This window comes from Clostridium sp. DMHC 10, from assembly GCF_001270375.1.
Taxonomy (GTDB): domain Bacteria; phylum Bacillota; class Clostridia; order Clostridiales; family Clostridiaceae; genus Clostridium_S; species Clostridium_S guangxiense.
Genome location: NZ_LGVB01000015.1, coordinates 1,676,966 through 1,701,937, shown reverse-complemented (window position 1 = coordinate 1,701,937; position 24,972 = coordinate 1,676,966). Strand labels below are relative to the sequence as shown.

The 24,972-nt window shown below is 29.2% G+C and carries 26 protein-coding genes and 5 pseudogenes; 18 read left to right on the top strand and 13 right to left on the bottom strand.

From position 1 onward, the window contains the following. Positions 1-490: 490 nt before the first annotated feature. Both AGR56_RS10280 and AGR56_RS10275 read left to right on the top strand, forming a co-directional pair. A complete protein-coding gene (locus tag AGR56_RS10280; protein ID WP_242851399.1) occupies positions 491-985 on the top strand; it encodes a class D sortase in 495 nt (164 codons plus the stop codon). Between the two features lie 65 nt (positions 986-1,050). Continuing rightward, positions 1,051-1,956, top strand: coding sequence for a polysaccharide deacetylase family protein (locus AGR56_RS10275; RefSeq protein WP_053242170.1), 906 nt, complete (start codon positions 1,051-1,053; stop codon positions 1,954-1,956). Positions 1,957-2,232: 276 nt separating this feature from the next. On the opposite strand, the gene AGR56_RS10270 is transcribed toward AGR56_RS10275, so the two are convergent. Then, complete coding sequence (locus tag AGR56_RS10270; protein WP_053242169.1) at positions 2,233-2,787, bottom strand: anti-sigma factor domain-containing protein; 555 nt, start codon at positions 2,785-2,787, stop codon at positions 2,233-2,235. Next, the gene (locus AGR56_RS10265) at positions 2,787-3,449 is read right to left on the bottom strand and encodes a hypothetical protein (RefSeq protein ID WP_053242168.1); all 663 of its coding nucleotides are present in this window, start codon (positions 3,447-3,449) and stop codon (positions 2,787-2,789) included. The genes AGR56_RS10270 and AGR56_RS10265 overlap by 1 nt, the downstream gene beginning before the upstream one ends. A 304-nt stretch (positions 3,450-3,753) precedes the next feature. Here AGR56_RS10265 and AGR56_RS10260 point away from each other — a divergent pair, with 304 nt between their 5' ends. Genes AGR56_RS10260 through AGR56_RS21780 form a run of 3 tightly spaced genes read left to right on the top strand, consistent with a single transcriptional unit; the run spans position 3,754 to position 4,773 of the window. Continuing rightward, positions 3,754-4,113 carry a hypothetical protein gene (locus tag AGR56_RS10260; RefSeq protein ID WP_053242167.1) on the top strand — a complete coding sequence of 120 codons (360 nt, stop codon included), beginning with the start codon at positions 3,754-3,756 and terminating at the stop codon, positions 4,111-4,113. Beyond that, positions 4,097-4,336, top strand: a complete 240-nt coding sequence (locus tag AGR56_RS21785) for a hypothetical protein (protein ID WP_053242166.1) — start codon at positions 4,097-4,099, stop codon at positions 4,334-4,336. Before AGR56_RS10260 ends, AGR56_RS21785 begins: the two co-directional genes overlap by 17 nt. Next, on the top strand, positions 4,336-4,773 hold the full coding sequence (locus AGR56_RS21780) for an ATP-binding protein (protein ID WP_053242165.1): 438 nt from the start codon (positions 4,336-4,338) through the stop codon (positions 4,771-4,773). The genes AGR56_RS21785 and AGR56_RS21780 overlap by 1 nt, the downstream gene beginning before the upstream one ends. Positions 4,774-5,233: 460 nt before the next feature. Here AGR56_RS21780 and AGR56_RS10245 read toward each other — a convergent pair whose 3' ends face one another. From AGR56_RS10245 to AGR56_RS10230, 4 genes and pseudogenes are all read right to left on the bottom strand, one after another. Next, entirely contained in the window at positions 5,234-5,740 is a 507-nt protein-coding gene (locus AGR56_RS10245; protein WP_053242164.1) for a hypothetical protein, read from the bottom strand. 182 nt (positions 5,741-5,922) lie between these two features. After that, the gene (locus AGR56_RS10240; RefSeq protein WP_053242163.1) at positions 5,923-6,534 is read right to left on the bottom strand and encodes a DnaJ domain-containing protein; all 612 of its coding nucleotides are present in this window, start codon (positions 6,532-6,534) and stop codon (positions 5,923-5,925) included. Positions 6,535-6,575: 41 nt separating this feature from the next. Next, positions 6,576-7,427, bottom strand: a pseudogene (locus AGR56_RS10235) (DUF5685 family protein). A 1-nt stretch (position 7,428) separates the two neighbouring features. Then, positions 7,429-7,972: pseudogene (locus tag AGR56_RS10230) on the bottom strand (CYTH domain-containing protein). 176 nt (positions 7,973-8,148) lie between these two features. Between AGR56_RS10230 and AGR56_RS10225 the strand changes: the two are divergent. Next, entirely contained in the window at positions 8,149-8,358 is a 210-nt protein-coding gene (locus AGR56_RS10225; RefSeq protein WP_053242162.1) for a hypothetical protein, read from the top strand. A 346-nt stretch (positions 8,359-8,704) separates the two neighbouring features. After that, positions 8,705-9,739: a nucleoid-associated protein gene (locus AGR56_RS10220; protein ID WP_053242161.1), complete on the top strand. Its 1,035-nt coding sequence runs from the start codon at positions 8,705-8,707 to the stop codon at positions 9,737-9,739. Positions 9,740-10,130: 391 nt separating this feature from the next. Here the strand turns inward: AGR56_RS10220 and AGR56_RS10215 are convergent, their stop codons facing one another. The 3 genes and pseudogenes from AGR56_RS10215 to AGR56_RS10205 form a co-directional block, all read right to left on the bottom strand. Continuing rightward, entirely contained in the window at positions 10,131-10,355 is a 225-nt protein-coding gene (locus tag AGR56_RS10215) for a (2Fe-2S)-binding protein (protein ID WP_053242160.1), read from the bottom strand. 66 nt (positions 10,356-10,421) lie between these two features. After that, positions 10,422-10,802 (bottom strand): DUF4363 family protein, encoded by a 381-nt coding sequence (locus AGR56_RS10210; RefSeq protein WP_053242159.1) that lies wholly within the window; start codon positions 10,800-10,802, stop codon positions 10,422-10,424. A 2-nt stretch (positions 10,803-10,804) separates the two neighbouring features. After that, positions 10,805-11,492, bottom strand: a pseudogene (locus tag AGR56_RS10205) (DUF421 domain-containing protein). 160 nt (positions 11,493-11,652) lie between these two features. Between AGR56_RS10205 and AGR56_RS10200 the strand changes: the two are divergent. Genes AGR56_RS10200 through AGR56_RS10185 form a run of 4 tightly spaced genes read left to right on the top strand, consistent with a single transcriptional unit; the run spans position 11,653 to position 15,284 of the window. Beyond that, positions 11,653-13,314, top strand: coding sequence for a nucleoside kinase (locus tag AGR56_RS10200; RefSeq protein WP_053243312.1), 1,662 nt, complete (start codon positions 11,653-11,655; stop codon positions 13,312-13,314). Positions 13,315-13,334: 20 nt separating this feature from the next. Continuing rightward, on the top strand, positions 13,335-14,021 hold the full coding sequence (gene sdaAB / locus AGR56_RS10195; RefSeq protein WP_053242158.1) for an L-serine ammonia-lyase, iron-sulfur-dependent subunit beta: 687 nt from the start codon (positions 13,335-13,337) through the stop codon (positions 14,019-14,021). Between the two features lies 1 nt (position 14,022). Continuing rightward, complete coding sequence (gene sdaAA, locus AGR56_RS10190) at positions 14,023-14,904, top strand: L-serine ammonia-lyase, iron-sulfur-dependent, subunit alpha (protein WP_053242157.1); 882 nt, start codon at positions 14,023-14,025, stop codon at positions 14,902-14,904. Between the two features lie 26 nt (positions 14,905-14,930). Further along, on the top strand, positions 14,931-15,284 hold the full coding sequence (locus AGR56_RS10185) for a hypothetical protein (RefSeq protein WP_053242156.1): 354 nt from the start codon (positions 14,931-14,933) through the stop codon (positions 15,282-15,284). Between the two features lie 75 nt (positions 15,285-15,359). Here the strand turns inward: AGR56_RS10185 and pssA are convergent, their stop codons facing one another. Then, complete coding sequence (pssA, locus tag AGR56_RS10180; RefSeq protein ID WP_053242155.1) at positions 15,360-15,902, bottom strand: CDP-diacylglycerol--serine O-phosphatidyltransferase; 543 nt, start codon at positions 15,900-15,902, stop codon at positions 15,360-15,362. A 250-nt stretch (positions 15,903-16,152) separates the two neighbouring features. Between pssA and AGR56_RS23390 the strand changes: the two genes are divergently transcribed. From AGR56_RS23390 to AGR56_RS10160, 5 genes are all read left to right on the top strand, one after another. Next, positions 16,153-16,491, top strand: coding sequence for a hypothetical protein (locus AGR56_RS23390; RefSeq protein ID WP_347460458.1), 339 nt, complete (start codon positions 16,153-16,155; stop codon positions 16,489-16,491). Beyond that, positions 16,464-16,742 carry a VTT domain-containing protein gene (locus tag AGR56_RS23385; RefSeq protein WP_347460457.1) on the top strand — a complete coding sequence of 93 codons (279 nt, stop codon included), beginning with the start codon at positions 16,464-16,466 and terminating at the stop codon, positions 16,740-16,742. The genes AGR56_RS23390 and AGR56_RS23385 overlap by 28 nt, the downstream gene beginning before the upstream one ends. Positions 16,743-16,882: 140 nt before the next feature. After that, on the top strand, positions 16,883-17,311 hold the full coding sequence (locus tag AGR56_RS10170; RefSeq protein ID WP_053242154.1) for a CBS domain-containing protein: 429 nt from the start codon (positions 16,883-16,885) through the stop codon (positions 17,309-17,311). A 128-nt stretch (positions 17,312-17,439) separates the two neighbouring features. Further along, positions 17,440-18,327: a YegS/Rv2252/BmrU family lipid kinase gene (locus tag AGR56_RS10165; protein WP_053242153.1), complete on the top strand. Its 888-nt coding sequence runs from the start codon at positions 17,440-17,442 to the stop codon at positions 18,325-18,327. A 50-nt stretch (positions 18,328-18,377) separates the two neighbouring features. Then, positions 18,378-19,061 (top strand): hypothetical protein, encoded by a 684-nt coding sequence (locus AGR56_RS10160; RefSeq protein WP_053242152.1) that lies wholly within the window; start codon positions 18,378-18,380, stop codon positions 19,059-19,061. On the opposite strand, the pseudogene AGR56_RS10155 reads toward AGR56_RS10160, so the two are convergent. The 3 genes and pseudogenes from AGR56_RS10155 to AGR56_RS10145 all read right to left on the bottom strand — a co-directional run bounded on the left by AGR56_RS10155 (position 19,058) and on the right by AGR56_RS10145 (position 22,770). Beyond that, positions 19,058-20,913 (bottom strand): annotated as a pseudogene (locus tag AGR56_RS10155) (YgiQ family radical SAM protein). The gene AGR56_RS10160 and the pseudogene AGR56_RS10155 overlap by 4 nt on opposite strands. Before the next feature lie 184 nt (positions 20,914-21,097). Beyond that, on the bottom strand, positions 21,098-21,460 hold the full coding sequence (locus AGR56_RS10150) for a P-II family nitrogen regulator (protein WP_053242151.1): 363 nt from the start codon (positions 21,458-21,460) through the stop codon (positions 21,098-21,100). Between the two features lie 92 nt (positions 21,461-21,552). Continuing rightward, positions 21,553-22,770 carry an ammonium transporter gene (locus AGR56_RS10145; RefSeq protein ID WP_053242150.1) on the bottom strand — a complete coding sequence of 406 codons (1,218 nt, stop codon included), beginning with the start codon at positions 22,768-22,770 and terminating at the stop codon, positions 21,553-21,555. 632 nt (positions 22,771-23,402) lie between these two features. On the opposite strand from AGR56_RS10145, the gene AGR56_RS22770 reads away from it, so the two are divergent. Beyond that, positions 23,403-23,534, top strand: a complete 132-nt coding sequence (locus AGR56_RS22770; RefSeq protein ID WP_278279607.1) for a hypothetical protein — start codon at positions 23,403-23,405, stop codon at positions 23,532-23,534. Positions 23,535-23,709: 175 nt separating this feature from the next. After that, positions 23,710-24,967: pseudogene (locus AGR56_RS10140) on the top strand (CBS domain-containing protein). The last annotated feature ends 5 nt before the right edge of the window (positions 24,968-24,972 follow it).

Here is a 24,972-nt window from a genome sequence, read left to right as displayed (position 1 = left end):
ATTATTAAAGATAAACACTTCGATAAAACGAAGTGGTATTTAAATTGCTATTTTATGTCTAAAGTATACGTTTACTTTTGTCTGAAGGTAAATTTGTATGATAAGTGTTTGGTTTTGAATTTATTCTAAATAATTTTTTTATAAACTTTGTAAGGTTAGCAAACATTAAATTAGATTTATGCACTTTGCATTTTTTAGAAAAATCAACATAGATTACATTGTTTTTCATTTATAACACCAACCTTTCAATACAAGATATCGTTTTCATTTATTACAATTATAGTATATCATATATATTGTGAATTGTTAATACAATTCTTAAAATATAGAAAAATAAATTTTTTCTTAAGTATATAGAGAGAATTTAAATAATGATATAATATTACTTGAGGTGTAATTGACATATGATTAAAAAATTAAAATCTTAGGGATAATTTTAATAACTTTAGGCATAGCTTTAATAATTGGAGCAATTTTTATCAAGTTTTTTGTGTCATATAAGCAGAATAACATGATAGTAAAGTATGAGAACAAAATAAAGTATTATAAAAATCATAATAATGCTTTAAAGAAAAGTACAAGCAATGAGGATATTGAAGGAGTAGGAATACTTACAATATCTAAAATAAATTTAAAAGTAGTAATAGGAGAAGGGGCAGATCTAAAAACTTTAAAGTATGCTGTTGGTCATTTTAAAGGAACTGCATTACCAGGCCAAAAAGGGAACTTTTGTGTAGCAGGACATAGAAGTTACGTTTTTGGAGAATATTTTAATAGATTAGATGAGCTAAAAATAGGTGATGAAATAATTGTTAAAACATTGAATGGAGAATTTAAATACAAGGTATATAAAACTCAAGTTGTTTTGCCTAGTCAAGTAGAGGTATTGAACCCATCTAATGATGCCACTATGACTTTGATTACATGTACTCCTATAAGGGTAGCTACTCATAGACTTATTGTAAAGGCGAGATTGGAAAACTAGTTATTAACAGAGTTATGCACAAGGCTGTGGATAATGTGAATAACTAATAATTTATGGAGGGGAAAATGAGCAAAAGAATAAAAAGAAATGCAGTAATAGCAGCTACTGTTGTAATATTATTTGTTTGTGGATTATTTATAATAAATTATTATAAAAGCTATAAGAGAATAGCATACAGCAAAGAAGCATTGACATTAAAAACTTATAATGGTACAAGTACATCAAAGAATCTTATACACAATAATGAAAGCATACCCGTTTTGATGTATCATTCAATACCAGATAATAGTAGTGGTAATATAATGGAAGTTTCAAAAAGGCAATTTCAAGAAGAAATGAAATATTTAAATGATAAAGGATATCACACTCTTTCTGCAGATGAGTTTTATGATTTTATAGTAAAGGACAAGCCAGTACCTAAGAAATCTGTACTTGTAACCTTCGATGATGGATACGAAAATCAATATAAAAATGCTTATCCTATTTTAAAAGAGTATAAATTCCATGCTATTATGTTTATTATAACTGATTACTTAGATAAGGGGACATTGTATCTAAAGTCAAATGAATTAAAAACGATGAGTGATAATGGAATAAATATAGAAAGTCATACCACTAATCATGCTAAATTAGATAAAATATCCTATAAAGATCAGCTCCATAACTTAAAAGATTCAAAAGACATACTTGAGAAAATATGTGATAAAGCGGTTAGATTTATAGCATACCCATATGGATATTTTAACAAGGATACAGTAACATCATGTCAGAAGGCAGGATATATTATGGCTTTTACTACAAGCGGAAAATGGGCAAATGTCAATAAGGGTGTTTATGCAATAAATAGGATATATATATTCCCGCAGTTTAATTTAGATGACTTTAAAGATAGAATAACTGACCCTAATTACGGACAAGTCGTTCATCCTATTGAAATGATTAAAGGAGCATATAAGACTTTTGTAAAATAAGCAGTTCTATAAACTGCACCAGTATTTAAGTTTTAAGATTTTCTGTAGCCAAGCGGAGGAAAATCAGCTATAACTGTGAACTGTGCATTGTGCACTAAAGAAATATCACTTGTATAATTATGTTTTGAAATTTGCCCCAACCCCTATTATATTAAAAAGCACATAATATTTTGTTCAAGAAGGATAATGGGCAAAGCCCAAACCTCTGTTATATTAAAAAGTGCATAATATTTTGTTTAAGAAGGATAATGGGCAGAGCCCAAACCTCTGTTATGATTACTCCTCTCCGTTGGAATTTATCGTTAGTTTAATTGAATTATTGGAAGCAAATTTTTTGAGTTTTGATAAATTTATATCATTTCCGTGAATATAAATTAAGATAGAAGTATCTTCTTTTATATAATGGTTTGTCTTACATTGCTTTATAATTTTTATTAAAGCCTCATCTGCACCGCTTTTTTTTAGATTGATTTTTTTTAAAATAACATTGCCTTTGAAATCAACAGAGGAGCTTCCTATGACGGTATTCCACCTGTTGCAATTTAATTGAAATGACGGACCTGCATCAATTATTATTGTTGACGCTGAAGAAAAATATAAATATGTAAAACAAAGTGAGCTAATAGAAAAAATAAGTATAAGCATAAAAAAGAAATTTCTCAACGGATGAATCTGTCCTTTTATTGGATGTATACCTTGTGATTTACCAGTATACTCTTGACCAATAGATGGTGTCTCTGAATGTATTTTAACCTTTCTAAATTCACCGTTATTAGTGTAGATAAAGGCAGTCTTATCTTTTACTTCTAATACTATTCCTGTAAATTTCATTATTCATCACCAATACTAATATTTAAATATGATTTTAGATATAATAAATTGTTATTAGAAAATATAATTATAAGCGCAAGAATATAATTTTTCCACCTTTCAATAAATTCAACTTTATACTTAGTTAATAATGCTATTTTTTCTATTGGGATATCTTTATTTTCTTCCATTAAATTTAAAATAAATATTTCTTTACTACACAGAAAAGCTATATTTAAAATATCATCTTTAATGTTTTTATTATAAGAACAACTTTTTATAATATCTATATAAGCTAAATTGTAAGGTTTTAACAATTCATTGAGAATTCCAATTTCCTTCGCATAAATCTTATTTTTTGCTAATTTCTCAGCTTCATTTATTTCATGAGGAATTTCAAGTTTGTCATTAGAGAAATATAATCGTGGTGTGTTACTAAATTCCCAAAGATATTCTAAAATATGATTTTTTATTACTGCCTTTGAATAGTCATAAAAGCTGCCCATTGACACAATATAAGAGTTACAAGCATTATTAAATGCAAATATTCCAATGCTAAGGTCTTCTTCACTTATTTCTTTGGATTTATCTTTTTGCATTTCTATAATCGTGTTTTTTATAAAGGTTTTGTTTGAGTTTATAAAATTATTTCTGTTTTCTTTAGATAGAGCATTTAAGTCCATATTATCACCACTTTTTAGAGTTTATATAAATTTATTATATCAATATTTATGTGTTTTTAAAATTATATATATAAAATTATATAAGCAAATATAAATAAATTTTCGACATATTTCAATGGTAGATTACAAAACTAATATATTGTAAGTATATCTTTAAACAAGCAAAACTCTAACTTATAGTTAACGTTATTAAAATATTAAAAATATTGTCAAAAATTAAGACATTTTTATGATTGTATTTTATTATGAATAGTAAGATAATATTTATTGGTTTAAACTAAAAGGACAAGGGAAAGTGAAATTTATGAGAAGCCCATTGAAAAATTTTCTAGATGGTAAAGAAAATGAGATTTGTAGTAAAATTATAACGTTTATGAATCAGTGTCAACTTGATTGCATTTTTATGGATAAGAAGTTTTTAGAAATTTGTGTAACGGATATTAATAGCAGCATTTTTCATCCATGTGGTAAAAATATTGAATTTGCAGCTGATATTACAAGCTTGCGTATTACAGAAATATATAATAAAAGCGATTTGATGGATAGGACATATGATGTTATAAAGTGTTTTGAGAATGGATATAGGATATATTTGATAAATGAAATTGAAAATAAAGAAGTTCTAAATGAGTGTATAATGACCATAGATGAATTTTTTTTATAAATACGAAAAGTATAATTATATGATTAAACAAAATAGCTATAGGCTTTTAAGAATTGTCAACAATTTTATGGATGTGAATGAAATTGAAGATGGTGTGAGTAAACTGAATCTTACACGCGAGAATATAGTAAGTATTGTTGAAGACGTAACTATGGCTGCAGCTGCATTTGTCAATGATAAAGGGAAAAACATAGTATTTGATACGGACATTGAGGAAAAATGATGATAGTTGATAAAGACGGAATACAAAAAGTTATTCTTAATTTATTATCAAATGCAATAAAATTTACAGATAAGCATGGAGCTATTAAGGTAAATGTGCATGATGATCATGATAATATAATAATTTCTGTTAAGGATAATGGAATAGGAATTCCACAAAATAAGCAAAAAATAATTTTTGAAAGATTTGTTCAGCTTGATAAAACTTTTACTAGAAAAAGAGAGGGAAGTGGAATAGGTCTCTTAATGGTTAAGATGATTGTTAAACTTCACAACGGGTCGATAACAGTAAATAGTAAGCCTGGTCATGGAAGTGAATTTATTATTACGCTCCCAGTGTTAAATTCAAGAGAATTTCAAGGTCAACACCAAGAAAACATAATAAAACTTAGTAGTGAAGAAAAGGTTAATTTGGAGTTTTCAGATTTAATGCTTTAGCTATAGATAAACCATCTGAAATATTTAAATTACCGGTACCAAATTTATCCATACAAACTGGAAGTTGATTCAGAGCACAGAGTACAAAGTGCAGAGTACAGTGAAGGTGGATTTACCTTTCGTTTCTCTCAGGTAAATCTTAGAACTTAATAGTGTCAGCTACGCTGAGCACTCTTAAAAATTGAAGATTTTTAAGGTTTATTTGTCATACCTTAAAATAGTTTTATACCATCAATAAAGCACCAGCAAAAGCTGGTGCTAATAATTAAAACTTTTTGGGACATTTTCAAAAATGCTTGACATATTTTATCTGAAATTTTTAATAAAAAGTCTGATTTAAAAGAATGTTGATAAAACTTATGTCATAAATGGGCTCTAAGGATTACTCATTTATAATTTAATACCTATTTAAATGCATTACCATGTATTATAAAAATTTTTTTAAACGTAGGTAAACGTACTAAAGCAAAGTCTTAATAAAGTGTCTATTCATGTAGCCTATAAATAAAGTGATTACATAATCACACAGCAAGAATATTGGCTCTGAGATAAGTACAATTAGGTAAATAGGAAGCTTTATATTACTAGTATTAATGAATAAAGCGTTATATATCATGAATATAATTAGAACTGCTGCATTGTAAAACACTAGTTTTAAAAAAACCTCTATATATAGTTTTCTTAATTTTTCTATATATAGCTTTACAAATCCATAAATTCCAAAGAAGATTATATACGAAAATACGTTAATTTTCACTCCTAATAATAATATACTGAGCATGGAGGAGGCAACATAGACTAAAAGCGAATGTTTTATATCTGTAGTTAAAATTGATATTGGTATAATACAGCAGGCAACAGCTAAAAGATATAATCTTCCTACAGGCATTATTGTGGACAAGTATATTATTAAAACCGAGAGTGCAGTATAAAAGCTGCTTCTTGTCAATTTTTTAGTTTTATCCATACTTTATAGCGCTCCTTTTATATTATAAAAAAATTTTATTTTATTTCATGTATTTTTAATAATGCACAATGCGTAGTTTCACAATTTCACAGCTAAGGTGAATTGTGAACTAAAAAATATTACTTGTATAATCTTTATATATATTTTTTTTAGATTTTATGTACTATAAAATGTATATGCTATTAGCATCCACCCATACCGCCACCAAGGCAGTCGCATATATTTTCTGCACACCATAGACTTATGCATAAATTGCAAAGAGAGTCATCTCTATCATTAAATCCTCTATTGCCATATGGATTTCTATAGGAAGTATTCTGCCTACTTAAATTTTCATATGCGGACCTGTATTCTGGGTTTGAAGGATTCAAATTATAGGCATTTTGTATGTACTTATAGGCATTATCATACCATCCTTTTCTTAGGCATACATTTCCCATGAGGTAAAACCATTCAGCGTCTCTTGTTTTTATATTATTTAGTTTACTTTCAGCAGAGGCTACATTCCCATTATTTATATCGGCACGTATTGAATTATAATCTGCATAGCTATTATTACCATAGCTTGAACTGGAACTGTCCGTATATCCAGAATATGTATTGCTACTAGCATTTTTCGTAAGATAATCATATGCTTCGTTAATTTCACGCATTTTTTGTTCTGCAAGATCTTTTAGAGGATTGTTTCCATATTGATCAGGATGATATTTCTTTGCAAGTTCTCTATAAGCCTTTTTTATTTCTTCTTGGGAGGCACCTTCTTTTACACCTAGAATTTCATATGGATTTTGCATTAACACTACACTCCTTTTTGACAATAAAATATTGCTAATTTTTATAAATTTAAATTTTCCATTTTACTTAGAAGACCATATTGAAGTATGTTATGTAGGATAGCTACATTTGTTTTCATAGGAAGTTTATTTAGATAATCAAGACAACTTTTTACCACACAGACCTAATATAAAGCTAACCTTCGATTTTATATTACTTGAGAATTCTTTATATGGCAAATGATCATCATTCATCGAAATATTTAAAGCATTAAATTTATTTTTTTCATGTCTTTTTCTAAATCATCATAAGCATCGATTATATAAATCCATTTTCCAAGATTATAACCAAGATTATAAAGAACATTACGTAAATTTTTGTCATCACTATATCTGGATATAATAAATCCTGTTAGATCAGCAAAAGGGTGGGACAACTCATCTATACTTAATTTTAAATCACTTTTTTCTAATTTACTAAGTTCTAATAAGTTGTTTTTTATGTAATCAGTATTATCTTTAAGATTTTTGGGAAATTTGTTGAAATAGGATTTTAGTAAAATTGATTTAATCTTACTAGTTTTATTTTTCTCATCCTCAACGTCATCTAAAAGTTTATAATATGCCAGGGATATATTACAAAAGGCGGCATAATCTACTGCAGCATTCGAAATTATAAAGTATTTTTTACGCATAGGATGAGTTATACATCTTCCTAAATGTACTTCGCATTTTTTGTCTGATATTGAGTCTAAAAGTACTGCAAGAAATGTCATATCATAATTTAAAACAAGTCTTGGCAAATTTCCATAATTTTTCTTTATGGAAAGACAAAGTCCACAATAGTATGCCTTGAACTTTTCATAATCCTTTATTTTTAGTTCAGGTTTACATGGCGTTACATATCCAAACATTTTATATACCTTTAATTCCCTTTTCGTTTAATATTTCGTATATTGTTTTTGAAGTTGTATCAGCTAAGGTATAACCTAAAAAATGTACAATCTCCTTAAGTTCATCTTCTTTTGAAGTTTCTATTTCAATGTAAGGAAATGGGCAAAAGGATTTATCATTAATATCGATTTCTATTAAAGAATGTTTATATTTATAACTTTCTCTGTATTTTTTTATTGAACTTATATTTGAAAGCCCAAGGGCAACAAAAATTTTCTTGCCTTCATCTCCACTTAATATCTCAGTTTCATTTTCTTCCATAATTTTGTACTTTTCTTGGCTTAATAGCTTCTTTACAGTCATATAGTAATGGATAGTATTATCAAGCATATTTTGAATTGTTCTTATTCTTGCATAACCTTTGTTAGCTAAAAGTCTTTTATCATTAAAATCATAAATGTCATTTATCTGATTTTCTTTTTTACTATAGGTAATTTCAAATTTAATAATTTTTTCTTAAATCATCTACATTTATATTTAAAATTCTTGTTTCAATTTCATTCAAAATAGTCACCTCTTGAGTCGCATTTATATTAAGTATTATATCATAATTTACAAAAATATTGTCTTTTTATTATAAATTTAAAAGTTTTAAGATGAAGCGTTCATATGTTATAATAACAATAAAGTAAGTTTAGTTTGTATACGTTTTATAATTTTATAAATTTTGGAGGTAGAGATATGCAGGACAGTTTTTATGAACAATTTGTTGGTGCACATGAAAGTACAAGTTATAAAGTAGTTAAAATTATAATGAGAGTAAGTATAGTTTTTGCAATATTGTATTTATTTTCAGGAGTGATTTTAGGTGTTATGGGGCTTATATTAAGTGTTTTATGTGCTATAATATATTTTTTTTATGATTATGCTAAAAGAAAAAATAATATATAGACTATGAATATGATTTTACTAATGGAGAAATAGATATAGTTAGCATAGGTGATAAAATAAAGAGAAAGAAAATTATTGGCTTTGATATTAAAAATGTAGAACTTTTAGCACCTAAAGATAGTGATGAAATAAAAAGTGTTTCAAATAAACCTGACAGAGTTTTAAAATGTTATCCTAAGGAAACTAATGAAAAGATTTATACAGCAATTCTAACTGGTGGAGTTAGTAGAGCTCAAATTGAGTTCGTACCAAATAAAGAATTTTTAAATTTGTGTTTTCAGAAAAATCCAAGGGCAGTTAAAAAGGATTTTTTTAGATAATATAATATAATTAAAGTGGTGATATTTTGCAATATATAAATGATGTAAGTATAAATGAAGCAGTTATCCATGTTTTGGATAATAATTCCGATGAGGTTGTTTTTGATGAAATAGGATTGACTTTAAATGATGAAACATATGAATACATATTAAAACATGTTAGAAAATGCCTCAAGGATGAAGAACTTAAATATGCAGTTTTTAATTCAGAAAGAAATTTAACAAAAGAATTGAGTCAGGAATATTTAAGTGGTAAAAGTGGACTTATACCTGTTTCAAAGGAGCTTGCATCTCAGCTCTTTGTAATCATGAAATCGAAGGGTAATGTACCATCTTGTGATTTACTTGTGGTATCAATATCTACAGAATATGGACCAATGCTTGCTATTCTTAAAATGGATTATGTAAAAAATTATATACACAGTATAGATGTTGTTGAGGATAAGGTTGGCATAAATATAATCCCTCAGTTTGTCGGACTTCCATCTAGTGGACAAAGGATACAAAAATGTGCTTTTATAAAACCTGTACAGGAAGATAATAGATTTGATCTTATGGTTATAGACAAGCAGTCTAAAAAAGAAGATGAAGATTATGGTTCAAATTATTTTATAGGAAATTATCTTGGATGTACCATAATAAATAATGAGAGAGATCTTACAAAAACCTTTGTGAAAGCAGCTGAAAAATGGACACAGAGTAATCTTAAGGACAATGCGGATGAAGCAGAAAAGGTAAGAAGTTCAATTAAGAGAAAACTTAAAGAAGATGAAGTTATAAATGTAAATGAGCTTTCACATGAAATATTCAATGGGAACGAAGAAGTATCGCAGGATTTTTCACAGTTTGTAAAAGAACAGGGTGTAGAGGAAAAAATAGAAGTAGACAAGCAATGGGTTGAAAGCAAACTTACCAGAGTAAGATTAAAAATAGACAAAGATATAGACATATATATCAATGAAGAGGCCTACAATGATTCCTCCCGCTTTGAAATAACCAGAAATGGCGATGGTACCATAAACATGGTAATAAAACAAGTAAGAAATTATATAGAGAAGTAAACATATGGGGGTTTGGGCGAAAGCCCATGTGATTCATGAACTAAAAATTAGCGGTCTAAAAAATAGAGTAAAAACCTAAATATAATACATATTAAGCTATAGGGGTTTGGGCGAAAGCCCATGTGATTCATGAACTAAAAATTAGCGGTCTAAAAAATAGAGCAAAAACCTAAATATAATACATATTAAGCTATGGGGGTTTGGGCGAAAGCCCATGTGATTCATGAACTAAAAATTAATTTAATCGTAATTAAAAATTAGAAAGCAATAACTAATTTTTTGCCTAAAAGAGGCAAAAAGCTAAGGGTGAAGGATTTTAACGAGCAAGGTAAGTTAAAACCCTTCACTTTTTCACTAATGAATATAAAATATTACTTGTAAAATCCGAAATTTATATTTTTAAACTTTCAGCTTGCTTATCTATAAGTTCTTGAATTTTTGGTCCACATCTTCTTCCACAGCAGCCACCCGAACCTGAGCCAGTTGCTTTGTTAACATCATCAACGGTTTTAGCTCCATTCCTTATAGCTTCTTTTATCTTTGATCTTGGAATAGCCTTGCATATACATACTTTAGTTAATTTATCCATTATATTTTCATTAATATTATTATCCATAGTAACCTCCTATACATAAATTATTATAACACAACAAATAACAATTATCTATAAATAGTAATTACTCTAAAAAATATTTTGTAAGTTTATTTTTTCAAGATCCCTAATATGATTTATAAGAAATTCAATAGTATGAGCGGATTCCATTGAATCCTTAGTTTCTTTATATTTTATTGATTGAGATAATTTTTCTACTTCCATGCTTATATCGTCTGTTTCTGCATGATGTACATATACAGAAAGTAAATTTGAATGGTTATCCCATTCTTTGGAGAAAGTATTTATATTTTTTTCAGCTTCTTCCCATGAGCTATCTTTTATTGAGTTTTCTATTTTGGAATTCATTGAAAGCATGGAATTACATACTTTGTTTATATGAGCTATTGAATAAATACTAAAACCTAATATACATGCAAAAAGAGCGGCTGAAAATATCACATTTTTCATATTTATTCCTCCTTAATTTTTATGTATTTTTGGCAGTAAAATTTTTGGTTTGAATCTAATATTGCTATAAATGCATCTTTAGGAGAAATTATACCTTGTTTTTTTAACTCATTTATTAACCAAGTATAGTTTTTATTTATTAAACTTAAACTTTTATAATTTACTTTTGCCGTCTAAGATTAAGGTTACAGGCAAAATCTCTTGAGAAGTTTGTATATTTAAATCTTTCTTTGTTGATGGATTGAGTGGAGTTTTGGGAATAATGGACAATTGACCACTTGTTTCTAAAATCGCAAATTCAATATCATTAATATTAAAAAAGTTTTTCAACCTTAATTCTTCAAGGAGGTCATTAATATTAATTCTTTGATTTTTTAAAGCATAATAGTCTACTTTACCGTTATTTATTAATATTGTAGGTTTACCACATAAAATAGATCTTGCTTTTTCACTTTTAAGTTGCAAAACAGATAAAATTATTTCAAGAATAAGAAGTGTAATTATAGGTATTATTCCATGAATAAGTGGAATTCTAGTATCTTGCATAGGTAATGAAGCAAGTTCAGAGATCATTATAGCAATTACAAGTTCAAAAGGTTGGAGTTGACCTATTTGTCTTTTACCCATAGTTCTCATAGTTAAAACTACTAAAAAATATAGTATTATTGTTCTTATCATAACGATAATCATAATATCAATCCTTTTTCTGTTTAATGATTTATAATATAAATAAAATTATTTAATGGTTTTATTCTTTCAAAAAAAGCAAAAAATTATTAGTGAAGTAAGGTACATTTTTGTTATTTTAAAGTATAATATTAAAGATTTAATTAAGTTTGGAGATGTTATTGTGGATAAAGTGACTTTAAAACTGAAAAATGGCGAAAGCATTTCAGTAAAAAAAGGTAGTGAATTTTTTAATGTTGTAAAGGAGAACAATTTGGATGCAGATGCACCAGTAGTTTTAGGAATATTAGATGGGTATATTCATGAACTAACTTATAAAATTTATCATTCAGGAACATTCGATGTAGTAGATATAAGAAATTCAACTGGAATAAAGGTATATGAAAGGACTTTGCAGTTTGTACTTATAAAAGCAGTGCTTGATGTGTATCCTGACAGCAGAATAACCATAGAGCATTCTTTAGGAAATGGAATATTTGGAGAAATTCATAAACAAGGTGATAAATTAAATGAAGAGGATATAGAAAAAATAAAAATAAAAATGAAAGAGATTATAGACAAAGATGTTCCTATTAAAAAGATATCTGTAAGCAAGAAAAAAGCTATAGAAATATTTGAAAGCTATGGTATGGAAGACAAAGTTAAATTGCTTCATCAGGTTCATTTTCAAAAGTTAAAGTTATATGAGTTAGAGGGAAGATATGACTATTTTTATGGAGCTATGGCATATTCAACGGGAATACTTAAAAATTTTGATTTAAAATACTATAAGCCAGGATTTATACTTATGATTCCAAGTGAAAAAGAAACAAACAAATTGCCTAAATTTATTGAGCAAAAAAAGTTATCTCAGATTTTTTATGAAACTGAAAAATGGGGAGATATTATCGGAGTGGGCGATGTTGGATCTTTGAATAATAATGTTAAAAATGGAGAAAGTGTTGATATGATAAGGGTTTCGGAAGCACTTCATGAAAAAAAGATTGCTTATATTGCTGACATGATATATGCTAAAAAGGATATTAAAGTTGTTTTAATTGCAGGACCTTCATCGTCAGGTAAAACTACCTTTGCTAGGAGACTTGGAATTCAACTTAGGGTGAACGGAATGATACCAGTACCTATATCGCTTGATGACTACTTTGTAGATAGGGCACATACCCCTAAGGATGAGAATGGTAACTATGATTTTGAATCCATATATGCTCTTGATATAAAGCTTTTTAATGAAAACCTTAATGACCTAATGAAAGGTAAAGAAACTGTACTTCCAATATTTAATTTTAAGACAGGACAAAGAGAATGGAACGAAAAAAGCATAAGGCTTCCTGAAAATGGAGTTATAATTATTGAAGGAATTCATGGACTTAATGAAATGCTTACTCCGTTAGTACCAAGAAAAAATAAATTTAAAATATATATAAGTGCATTAACTCAACTTAATCTTGATAGCCATAATAGAATTTCTACAACAGATACTAGAAAAATAAGGAGAATTGTAAGAGATTATTTATCTAGAGGATACGGAGCAGAAGAAACCTTAAAGATGTGGCCATCAATAAAAAAGGGAGAAGAAAAAAATATTTTTGTATTTCAAGAAGAAGCCGATGTTATGTTTAATTCTTCCTTAGTTTATGAACTATGCGTGCTTAGAAAATATGCACTTGCAGAATTGTCGAAAATTAAAGCTTCTAGTAGTGTCTACTATGAGGCAAAAAAGCTTAGAAGTTTCCTTAATTTTTTTAAGGATGTAGACATGAAATTTGTACCTGATAATTCTATATTAAGAGAATTTGTAGGCGGAAGCTGTTTTTATAAATACTAAATTTGCGGTGGTGTTGTGATGTGAAAGAATATAGCGTATTTGATGTTTTAGGACCTGTTATGATAGGACCATCAAGTTCTCATACTGCAGGAGCAGCAAGACTTGGAAAAATAGCCGGGATAATAGCCGGTGGAAAAGAAAATATAAAAAGCGTTGAATTTATTTTGCATGGATCATTTTCAAAAACTTATAGAGGGCATGGTACAGATAAAGCCTTGGTAGCTGGAATTTTGGGTATGAATCCATGGGATGAAAGACTTAGAAATTCAATTGAAGTGGCAGAAAAGATTGGTTTGAAAGTTGGCTTTATACCAGGAGATTTGGGAGATGTACACCCTAATACAGTTAAGTTTATAATTCATAAAAAAGATGAAAGTATTATGGAGATAACGGGTTCTTCAATTGGCGGTGGAAGTATTAAAGTAATAGAGATAAACAACCAGAGTATGGATTTCTCGGGAGATTATCCTACCCTAATAGTATATCATAAGGATATTCCTGGAATGATATCAAAAATAAGTACTATGTTATATGATAATAATATAAATATAGCATTTTTAAAGGTTTATAGGAGTATTAAAGGTTCATCTGCATCAATGATTTTTGAAATGGATAATATAATTCCAGATTGGCTGATTAATTCAGTTAAGCAAATGGAAAATGTAAAAGATGTAATTTTTATAAAACCTATTATGGAGTGTGAATGATATGTTTGCAGATAGTGGAGTACAGATGTTAAATGAGTGTAGAAAACATAATATTAGTATAAGTGAATATACTATTAGAGAAGAGATTAAAAAGACGGAAGACACTCGTGAAAATATATTAAAAAAGATGAGTAAAAACTTAGAGGTAATGAAACAAGCTGCTGATTATGGCACAGAAAATAGTGTTAAATCTTTAAGCGGATTTATGGGTGGAAATGGATTTAAGTTGAATAATTATGCTAGTAGTGGAAAAACATTGACTGGTAAGTTTATTGTAAAGGCAATGGCGAGGGCAGTAGCATGTTCTGAAGTAAATGCTGCGATGGGCAAAATTGTAGCCGCGCCAACTGCAGGTTCTTCCGGAATACTTCCCGCTGTAATAATAACCGCCGGAGAGAAGCTTAACAAAAATGACGATGAAGCTGTGAGAGCATTATTTACTGCTTCTGGTGTTGGGATATTGATTGCTAAAAATGCTACTCTTTCAGGTGCTGAGGGTGGATGCCAAGCTGAATGTGGTTCTGCAGCAGCTATGGGAGCAGCAGCTGTGGTTGAGATGATGGGAGGAACTCCAGAAATGGCACTTGACGCAGCTGCTATGGTTATAAAAAATACGCTTGGGCTTGTATGTGATCCTATAGCAGGGTTGGTTGAAGTTCCATGTGCTAAAAGAAACATAGCTGGAGCCGTAAGTGCACTTACAATGGCGGATATAGTTATGGGAGGAGTTAAGAGCATAATTCCATTTGATGATTGTGTTGCTGCAATGTATAGGGTTGGAAAACAGCTTCCATGTGAACTTAGAGAAACCGCTATGGGAGGTCTCGCAGTTACAAAAACTGGAGAGAAGCTTCGAAAACAATTAGAAAATAGTAAATTATAGAGAGTAATAGGTATGGTAGGTGTAAAATGTGTAAAAGAAAGATAATAGAAGATTACTATTGTGATTTAAATAATTTATCTGGCTTACTTACTAATTGTGTTAGCTCATACAGGCTTTTAATAGGAGGAGCTTCAGAATTAAATCAAATTACACCTGCAACAAAACATGATGTTAAAAAGGCAATACAAAGAGTAAATAAATTAGGAGATATAATTGATGAATTGCTTAAAACTATGGAATGTTATGAAATTGATTATATTAACTACTGTAAAATAAAAGCAAGTGTTATGGAGTGTAAACTAAATAAAGAATTTGTGCTATCTCAAATAGAAGAAGAGTTAATGGCTAAAGGAGATAATCAAAAGCCTCCACCTCTTTAATTATATCATAAACAAAAATTCCATATGGTATTTACCATATGGAATTTAAATACGTAATAACAAAACATTTTATCATTAGAACTTTTTAATTTTTATTTTACTTACCATTAAGTAAGAAAGTAAAAGCATAAGTATAATTGTTAAAATAGGATTAAAAGACACGTTTAACGAAAGTAAAATTAAAAAGTATAAAGCCATAAACATCCCGGCAGCAGTAATAGGAATACCTCTAAAATTACCATCGAAAGTTGATAAATTATATCTAGCCAATCTGTATGCACCTGATATAGGAAATATCAAAAGTAAAATATAACTTACAAATTTAAAATCTAAATTAGTGCTGAGCAAATTGTAAGCTAAAATTGATGGGGCAACACCAAAAGATACAAGATCGGCTAATGAATCAAGTTCCTTGCCAAGCTCACTTGATACTTTCAAAGCACGTGCAACTCTACCGTCATATCTATCTATAATTCCAGCTAGTAATATAAAAACGCAAGCTAATTTATAATATTCCGAATTATTTTGTGGTGCAGCAGCCAAAGTCATAGTTAGTGATAATAAACCACATGATAAATTACTAAAGGTAAAGATGTTGGCAACTGAACTTTTAGTCATAAATAATCACTCCTAATAAATTTAAATAATAGTTGTTTCATTAAAATAGTTCATTATTATAAATATAATAACATAGATGTATAGCAGATATTATTATAACACATTACTATATAATTTGTAATGAGTTTTTAATAAAAAAAGTATACAATAATGTAACAAAATATGATATCATAAGTTCGTTGGAAAATAATTTATGAGCATGATATAAAGCTTGGAGGAAGCAAATGAGTTCTAAAGCAAAAAAATATTAATGTATATGTGCATTGCAATTTTAATAATTGTTCTACTTATTTTGACGTTTAGATTTAAAGGACATTATTCAGTTAGAGTATCACATAAAATAAACGGTCTTAGGATATTACATATTAGACCTAAGGATATTAAAAGGTATATATTAAGCTATGGTGAATTTGCTGCTCTTGTTTTTGTAATAATATATTCATTAAAGCCAATACTTTTTGTTGTTCCAGCGTCTCTTTTGTCTATAATGGCAGGTGGCATTTTTGGACCGTGGAAGGCGTTTTTTTCTAAGTATGATAAGCTGCTTTTTTTCAGCTACAGTTGCTTTTTTTTCTTGCCAAAAAATTAGGAAGACCATTTGTTGATAAGATTCTTAAAGGAAAGGTTATGAAGCTTGATAATGGAATTGAGAAACATGGCTTTATGATTATGCTTCTAATGAGACTCTCATTTGTATTTGCTTATGATCCTTTGAGTTATGCTGCAGGACTTACATCAATGAAATATAGGGATTTTATTTTAGGCACAATTATAGGAATTATACCTGAAATGCTTTGTTATTCTTTTATGGGAAAAATTTTGAAAGAGGTTTTTCCTTAAGATCGTTTACTCCTTTGATAATAATAATAATTGTGGCTCCAATAGCAATAATTGTTTATAAAAATTATAAGTCAAAAAGGAGTATGTAATATATAAATAAAAAGCATTTTCATGGGTAAAATATCTGTGGAGGTGTTGTTATGAAGATAAAGGATATAATGACTAAGGATATAGCGAGTTTAAATTCAAGTGATACAGTTGAAAGAGCAGCCCAACTTATGAAAGAGCATGATGTTGGTGCTATTCCAGTTTGTGAGCAGGAGAAAGTTATAGGTGTTATTACAGACAGGGATATAGCACTTAGAACTGTTGCAGATGGAGAAAATGCGACACAGCAAACTGTAAGAAATGCTATGACATCTACACCAGTATTTGCAGAGCCTGATATGGATGTAAGAGAAGCAGCTAGGATTATGAAAGAAAGACAAATAAGAAGACTTCCTGTTATTGAGAATGGAAATTTAGTTGGTATGGTTTCACTAGGTGATTTTGCTGTGGAGGAGAAGCTTGATCATTGCGCAGGAGAAGCACTTTGTGGGATTTCAGAGCCATGTTCGCCTAAGATGTAGCTTAAGTTTTATGTTAAATCCACAAGGTATATGTTAAATCTTGTGGATTTAATGCAAATAATGATATAATATATAAGATATGTTATGACATATCAAAATGTAATTTTAGTTTCGAGGGGAGTAAACTTATGGATAAAGTTAAGTTTATATATAATCCTTATTCAGGAGAAAACACAATTATAGGAAAGATAGACAAGATAATAAAAATTCATCAAAAACATGGACTTACAATAGTACCATATAGAATTTCTTTGGGTAATACAGTTGAAAAGGCATTTGAGGATATAGATGATACATATAAATATATCTTAATGGCAGGCGGAGATGGTACTGTAGATAATATTGTAAATTACATGAAAAAATTAGATATAAACTTGCCTATAGGGATATTACCAACAGGTACTGCAAATGATTTTGCAAAATTTATAGGAATGCCATTAAATATAGAAAGGGCATGCAAGCAGATACTTGATAGTCAACCTAAAGAAATAGATTTAGGAAAAATTAATGATAAATACTTTATAAATGTCGCTAGTTCAGGTCTTTTTACAAATGTTTCTCAGCAAACAGATATAAATATGAAAAATACTATAGGAAAACTAGCTTATTATGTAAAAGGAATAGAGCAGCTTCCTAATTTTAGGAAAATAAGAATTAAGGTTTCATCAAAGGAAAATGTATTTGATGGCGATATGATATTGATGCTGGTGTTTAATGGACAGACAGCTGGAAATTTTAAATTTGCTTATAAAGCATGCGCTGATGATGGTATGCTTGATGTAATAATAGTTGAAGCAGGAATGGTAAAGGATTTATTTAATATCCTTATTAAAATGATAAGAGGAGAACACCTTGAGGATGTAAATGGACTTACATATTTTAAAACGGATAATTTAAGAATAGAGTGCAGTGATGATGTTGTTACAGATATTGACGGAGAGAGAGGACCTGACTTTCCTGTTGAAATTTCATGTATAAAAGGTGGCGTTAAGATTTTAGGAGTAAAGAATATTTGATAAATATATGTAGTAATAATAAGTGATAGCATTTTGGGGAGATAATAATATTGATAGAGTATATTTATTTATTTTTGTTATTGCTTGTTACTTATTTAGGAATTTTGCTTTTAAAAAGAAGCTTCAAGTGTCCTACTAAAATAAAAATTATATGCATATTTATTTTAGGTGCTCTTCTGCTGAGATATTTTTCATTGGCAGCACTGTTTATTCTAAAAAGAGTATATTATATACAGTTTATAAAGTATTTTGTGTTACTTAATCTTGTATGCATACCATCTTTAAGTTTGCTTTTGATATTTATATTTATGAGGAATAAAAAGTTTAACATAGCATACTTATTTGCTGCTATAGTTTTATTTATAAGCTTATATTTTTATGTAGCTTTAAGAATGACACCTACTATAATACCTGCTTCAAATTATGGATTTGGGTATGTAATTAGTTTTATGAATTATCGTGAATATGTACTAGCTATATACACAATGATAAATATTTTACTTATAACGTTTTGCGGCTTTTGCATTGGGAAAAGTTATGTAAATAAAAAAGGAATAAGCATAGTAATGGTATCGCTTTTAGCTTCTTTTGTTGAAAAAATTATACTTTTAGTAGGAACAAAGGCTATGCCTGAATATTTCCTCGGAGAACTCATATGCCTTCTGTGTTTGGATTATGCAATTTCACTATTTAAAACGAAGCCAAATAAAAAACTAAAAAGACCTAAATTTTAGGCCTTTTTTAGTTTTTTGTTTCTATTGTTTTTATTTCTTTTTAACTTAAGAGGTCTTTCTGGAATTAGACACTTAGGACCATTTCCTATTAAATCCTCTCTATGAGCTGTTACAAGAGCTTCCCTAACTAAATTGTAATTTTCCGGTTTTGAAAATTGAAGTAGAGCTCTTTGAATATTTTTTTCATGCTGTTTTTTAGGGACATATACTTTAGTCCCTGTTAAAGGATTGATGCCAGTATAATACATTGTAGTAGATAAACTACCCGGTGTAGGATAAAAATCCTGGACTTGTTCAGGCATATATCCCATTTTTTTTATATATTCAGCTAATTGTATAGCAGAACTTAAGTCACTTCCAGGATGGCTTGATATCATATAAGGAACAAGATATTGTTTTTTGTTTATTTCTTTGTTAATCTCAAAGAACTTTTTTACAAACCTATCGTATACATTCTTACCTGGCTTGCCCATTTGTGCTAATACCTTATCGCTTACATGCTCAGGAGCAACCTTAAGTTGACCACTAACATGGAATTTACAAAGTTCCTCAAAAAATTCAGGGTTTTTATCATATATAAGGTAATCGTATCTTATTCCGGAACGTATAAAAACCTTTTTTATTTTTGGAAGTTTTCTGAGTTTTCTTAATAAATCTAAGTATTCACTATGATCCACTTTTAAATTTTTACATGGTGTTGGGAAAAGGCACTGACGGTTTTTACATACGCCTCTCGTCTTTTGAAGTTCACAAGAAGTATGCCTAAAGTTTGCAGTAGGACCGCCAACATCATGTATATATCCTTTAAAATCATTTAAACCAGTAAGCACCTTAGCTTCATTTATTATTGAGTTCTGAGACCTATGTTGTATAGTTCTTCCCTGATGGAAAGTTATTGCGCAAAACGAGCATGCACCGAAACACCCTCTATGACTAGTTATTGAAAATTTAACTTCCTTAAGAGCAGGAATTCCACCATCTTTTTCGTATATAGGATGGTAAGTTCTTACATAAGGAAGATTATATACTATATCCATTTCTTCCTCTGTAAGTGGTATTGAAGGAGGATTTTGCACTATATATCTATCTCCATATTTTTGTACCAAAGTTTTGCCGTTTATTGAATCCTGCTCTCTTGCTTCAAGTTTAAAACTTTCAGCATATTTTCTTTTATCAGAAGCTACTTCTTCAAAGCTTGGGAGTTCGACATAATTACTTAAATTTGATATATCTTTTGAAATATATACAGTTCCTTTTATATTATTCATTTTGTGTACGTCTTCACCGTATTTAAATAAGTTTGCAATCTGAACTATGGATTTTTCACCCATACCATATGAAAGTAAATCTGCTTTAGAATCAATTAAAACGCTTCTTCTTACTTTATCCTCCCAATAGTCATAATGTGCAAAACGCCTTAAGCTTGCTTCTACACCACCTATTACTATAGGTATGTTTTTGAATGCCTCTCTTACTCTATTGCAATAAACTATAACAGCTCTATCAGGTCTTGAATTACCCTTCCCACCAGGTGAATATAAGTCATCATGTCTTCTTTTTTTGCGGCAGTATAATGATTTACCATGGAATCTATATTGCCAGAGTTTACTAAAAATGCATATTTTGGTTCACCAAGTCTTTTGAAGTCATCAACTTTTTTCCAGTCTGGCTGAGGAATAATTCCAACGGTGAAACCTTCATGTTGTAAAGTTCTACCGATTATTGCGGTTCCAAAAGAAGGGTGATCAACATAGGCATCCCCTGTAACAATTATAAAATCCAATTGTGTGATTCCTTGTTCTTTTAAATCTTCTTTACTTATAGGTAAAAATTTGCTGCGAGTATTTGTCATTATAAAAAATAATCTCCCTTCAAAGGATACAGAATTTATTTAAAATATAGCTTCCTTTAGTATTATTAAGTATGTTTAAAAATGTTGATAGTATACTTTGAAATTAATGAACTCTTAGAATTGGGAATTATAAGAGTCCATTAATGACATGAATATTTATCAACATTCTTTTAAAACATAATCTTTATTTATAATCTTGCAGTGCATCATAATCTTCTTCGCCTGTTCTGATTTTAATTACCTTACTTACATCATATATAAATATTTTTCCGTCACCAATTTTTCCTGTGTTGAGCACGCTTTTTGCTACTTCAACAACCTTTTCAACAGGAACGGCACATACAACAATTTCTACTTTTATTTTAGGATTAAGATTGATTTCAATTGGGTTACCTCTATAATATTCAGTAACACCCTTTTGAAGGCCACAGCCAAGTACATTAGTTACAGTCATCCCTGTAACACCTATTTTATTGAGCTCATTTTTAAGTTCATCAAATTTTTCTGGTCTAGTAACAATGTCAATTTTAGATATTTTGTGTTCCATGGCACATTCAACTCCTTATATTAAACTAGGGAAACAATAATAAATTATAAAAGTATTGTCTCCCTATTATTATAAACTATTTAAATAAAATCTCAAGCTATATGATAACCTTTTTCTCCGTGTACTGAAATATCAAGACCAAGATCTTCTTCATTATCATCTGCACGAAGTTTAAATACAAGACTTACTACCTTTAGTATTAGTATAGTCATGACTATAGAATATGCATAAGTTGCTATAGTGGCAATAAATTGTGTTAAAACTAATGAAGGATTTCCATAGAGGAGCCCATTAGCACCAGCAGAATTTACTGCTTTTGTAGCGAATATTCCAGTAGCAATACTCCCCCATGTACCACCAATTCCGTGACATCCAAAAGCATCTAAAGCATCATCATAGTTGAACTTAGGTTTTAAATATGACACTGCAAAGTAGCATATTATACTTCCAATAGCACCTATTACAATAGATGAAGCAGGAGTTACAAAACCAGCAGCAGGAGTTATAGAAACAAGTCCAACTACAGCACCAGTAACAGCTCCTAAAACAGTAGCTTTTTTGGTTACAATCCATTCACATGTAATCCATGAAATTGTTGCAGCAGCTGCAGAAGTGTTTGTTGTAATAAATGCTGTCATAGTAACATTATTTAAACCTAAAGCACTTCCGGCATTAAATCCGTACCAACCAAACCATAGTAAACCAGCACCTAGTATAGTCATTGGAAGATTGTTTGGTGATGTTTTTTTTATTTTTCTTCCACCTATATAAATGGCAGCTACAAGACCTGAAATTCCAGAAGAAACATGCACTACAGTTCCTCCAGCAAAGTCGAGTGCACCTAAATTTTTTATCCATCCTCCAGTTCCCCATACCCAATGAGCAACAGGATCATAAACAACAGTTGTCCATAATACTATAAAGGCTAAGAAGGCAGGGAATTTTATTCTCTCTGCAAATGCTCCGGTAATTAAAGCAGGTGTTATTATTGCGAACATTAATTGATACATCATAAATAAGTTATGAGGGATTGTAGGTGCATATGCTGCAAGGGGTTTAAAACCTACATTATTTAAAAAAGCCCAATTTAAGTTTCCAATTGTGTGAGAGACATCAGGTCCAAAGGCTAATGAATAACCCACAAGTATCCATTGAATAGAAACGATAGCAATGCAACAATAACTATGCATTGTTGTACTCAAAACATTTTTGGTTTTGACCATTCCGCTGTAAAATAGTGCAAGGCCAGGTGTCATTAACATAACTAAAACAGTTGATAAAAACATGAATGCAGTATCTCCGGTATTCATTTTTAATGATCTTCCCTTCGTAATTTATTATTTGTAAACTTTAAAATTTATTTGTATTAATATAATAACATCCGAAAGTATTTTTTGCAACAATATTATCAATAAATAGGCACGAAAATTGATAAAAAGCTAAATTAATAACCTGTTATATTATAAGTTAATACTAAAAGGAAAAAAATACATTATGTAAAACAAGAGGTTTACGTTATTTAAAATAGAATTAACATAAAAAAAAATATAAGTTTGAATATTGTGGTTGAAAAGTTCACGTTTTATACTATAATTAAAAGGTAAGGACTATTTAGGATAATTATATTTATTATACGTTAGTTTTTTCATTTATCTAATGATATTAAATAGAATTAAAGATAAAACACCCTGAAACTTGAAAAGTTATGTGTTATAAAATAATTATCTATACTTAGTTATGTCAACTTATAAACTCGTTAAAGCTATTTTAAATTCTATTTATAAGGTTATGCGGGTTTGATTTTACTAAAGGATTACCTCACTGAAACTTAACTTACTACATGTTTGAAAATTAAATGTTCAAGAAATTGTAAGACACGTATAAGTTAATAGTTGAATTGGTGATCCTATAAATTAAATTGAGCCTTGAAGGCTCTTTATTTATGATAGGTGGTGAGTATTTAATGGAAGGTGGACCGGATACCCGGAGGAAACTGGTATTAAAAAGAAGAAAACGGCAGATGGTTTTTATGAAAAATGATTTTGGCATATATTTGTGGCATTTAAATTTATAGTTTATATAATTTAATAATATTAGATGTATTCACAATAAATCTGCATTTTCTTTTTAACAATATACCAGTTCCATTGTTAAGCATATTATATATTGGTAATAATATGTCTTAGGTTAAATAGTTTAGGCTATTTAATAAACAATTTGGAAAGGGAGGATTAAAATGCAGAAATTAAATGACTTTTTTTTTAAGCAGCATTCTTTATAAAAAGGTATACGATGAGTATGGCGAATACGTTGGAAAGCTCTGGGACATATATGTGTCAACGGAGGAAAATTATCCTAAGGCAATAGGTTATAAAATGAAAAAAAAGTGGTGAATATATAAACTATGAATTTAAAACCATAGATTTTTATAGAGATGAGGAAAATGGAAGAATATTAATCAAAGTTAAGTCAGTTAAAGATACTATGATGAGAAAGTATTCCTATTTGTTATCAAAAAATCTTTTGGATAAACAAATAGTAGATATAAACGGAAAAAAGCTTGTAAGAGTGAATGATCTTAGAATGGCTCAAATTGCCGGAGAACTTAAAGTTATAGCAGTTGATACAGGAATAATGTCACTAGGAAGAAGAATTGGCGTAGAAGGTTTAATTAAAGGTATGTACGAAATAATTAATAGAAAACCAAAGGATAGTTTTATAATGTGGGATAACGTAGAATCACTTGAAATGATAAATGATAATTTAAAGTTATCTGTACCATATAAAAAGCTATCGGCACTTCATCCAGCAGATCTAGCAGATATACTTGAGGATATGAATTCTAATTATAGAAAGAAAGTATTTGAAAGTCTTGATGAGAATTTTGCAGCAGATATACTTGAGGAAATTGAACCTGATATACAAGCAGACCTTATTGAAAATTTAAGTAATGATAAAACTACTGAAGTTCTTGATAGTATGCCTAATGATGAAATAGCTGATATTTTAGATGAAGTAGATGAAGAAACTGCAGAAAAAATTCTTTTGAATATGGAAAAAGATGATGCAGATGAAGTAAGAAGTCTCATGGAATATGAGAAAGAGACAGTCGGAAGTATAATGAATAAGGACTTTATATCATTTAATATAAACATAACGCTTAAGGAAACTATGGATATAATAAAAGAAATGAAACCAGAGGAGGAAGTAATGTATTATATATATATTACTGACTCAAATGGTGTACTTGAAGGAGTTATATCGTTAAAGGATTTAATATTTATGCCGCAAGAAAAGAAACTTAAGGATGTAATGAGTAAAAAGCTAGTTATGGTTAAAGATTCTGATAAACTTGAAGATGCTATAGAAATTTCAGTTAAGTACAATTTGTTGGCGCTTCCAGCAGTAGATGACAATAAAAAGTTATGTGGAGTAATAATAATAAATGATTTAGTTGACCAGGTGTTATTTCCAGCATGGAAAAAGAAATTTAAGAAGGTTGGGTAGAAAGT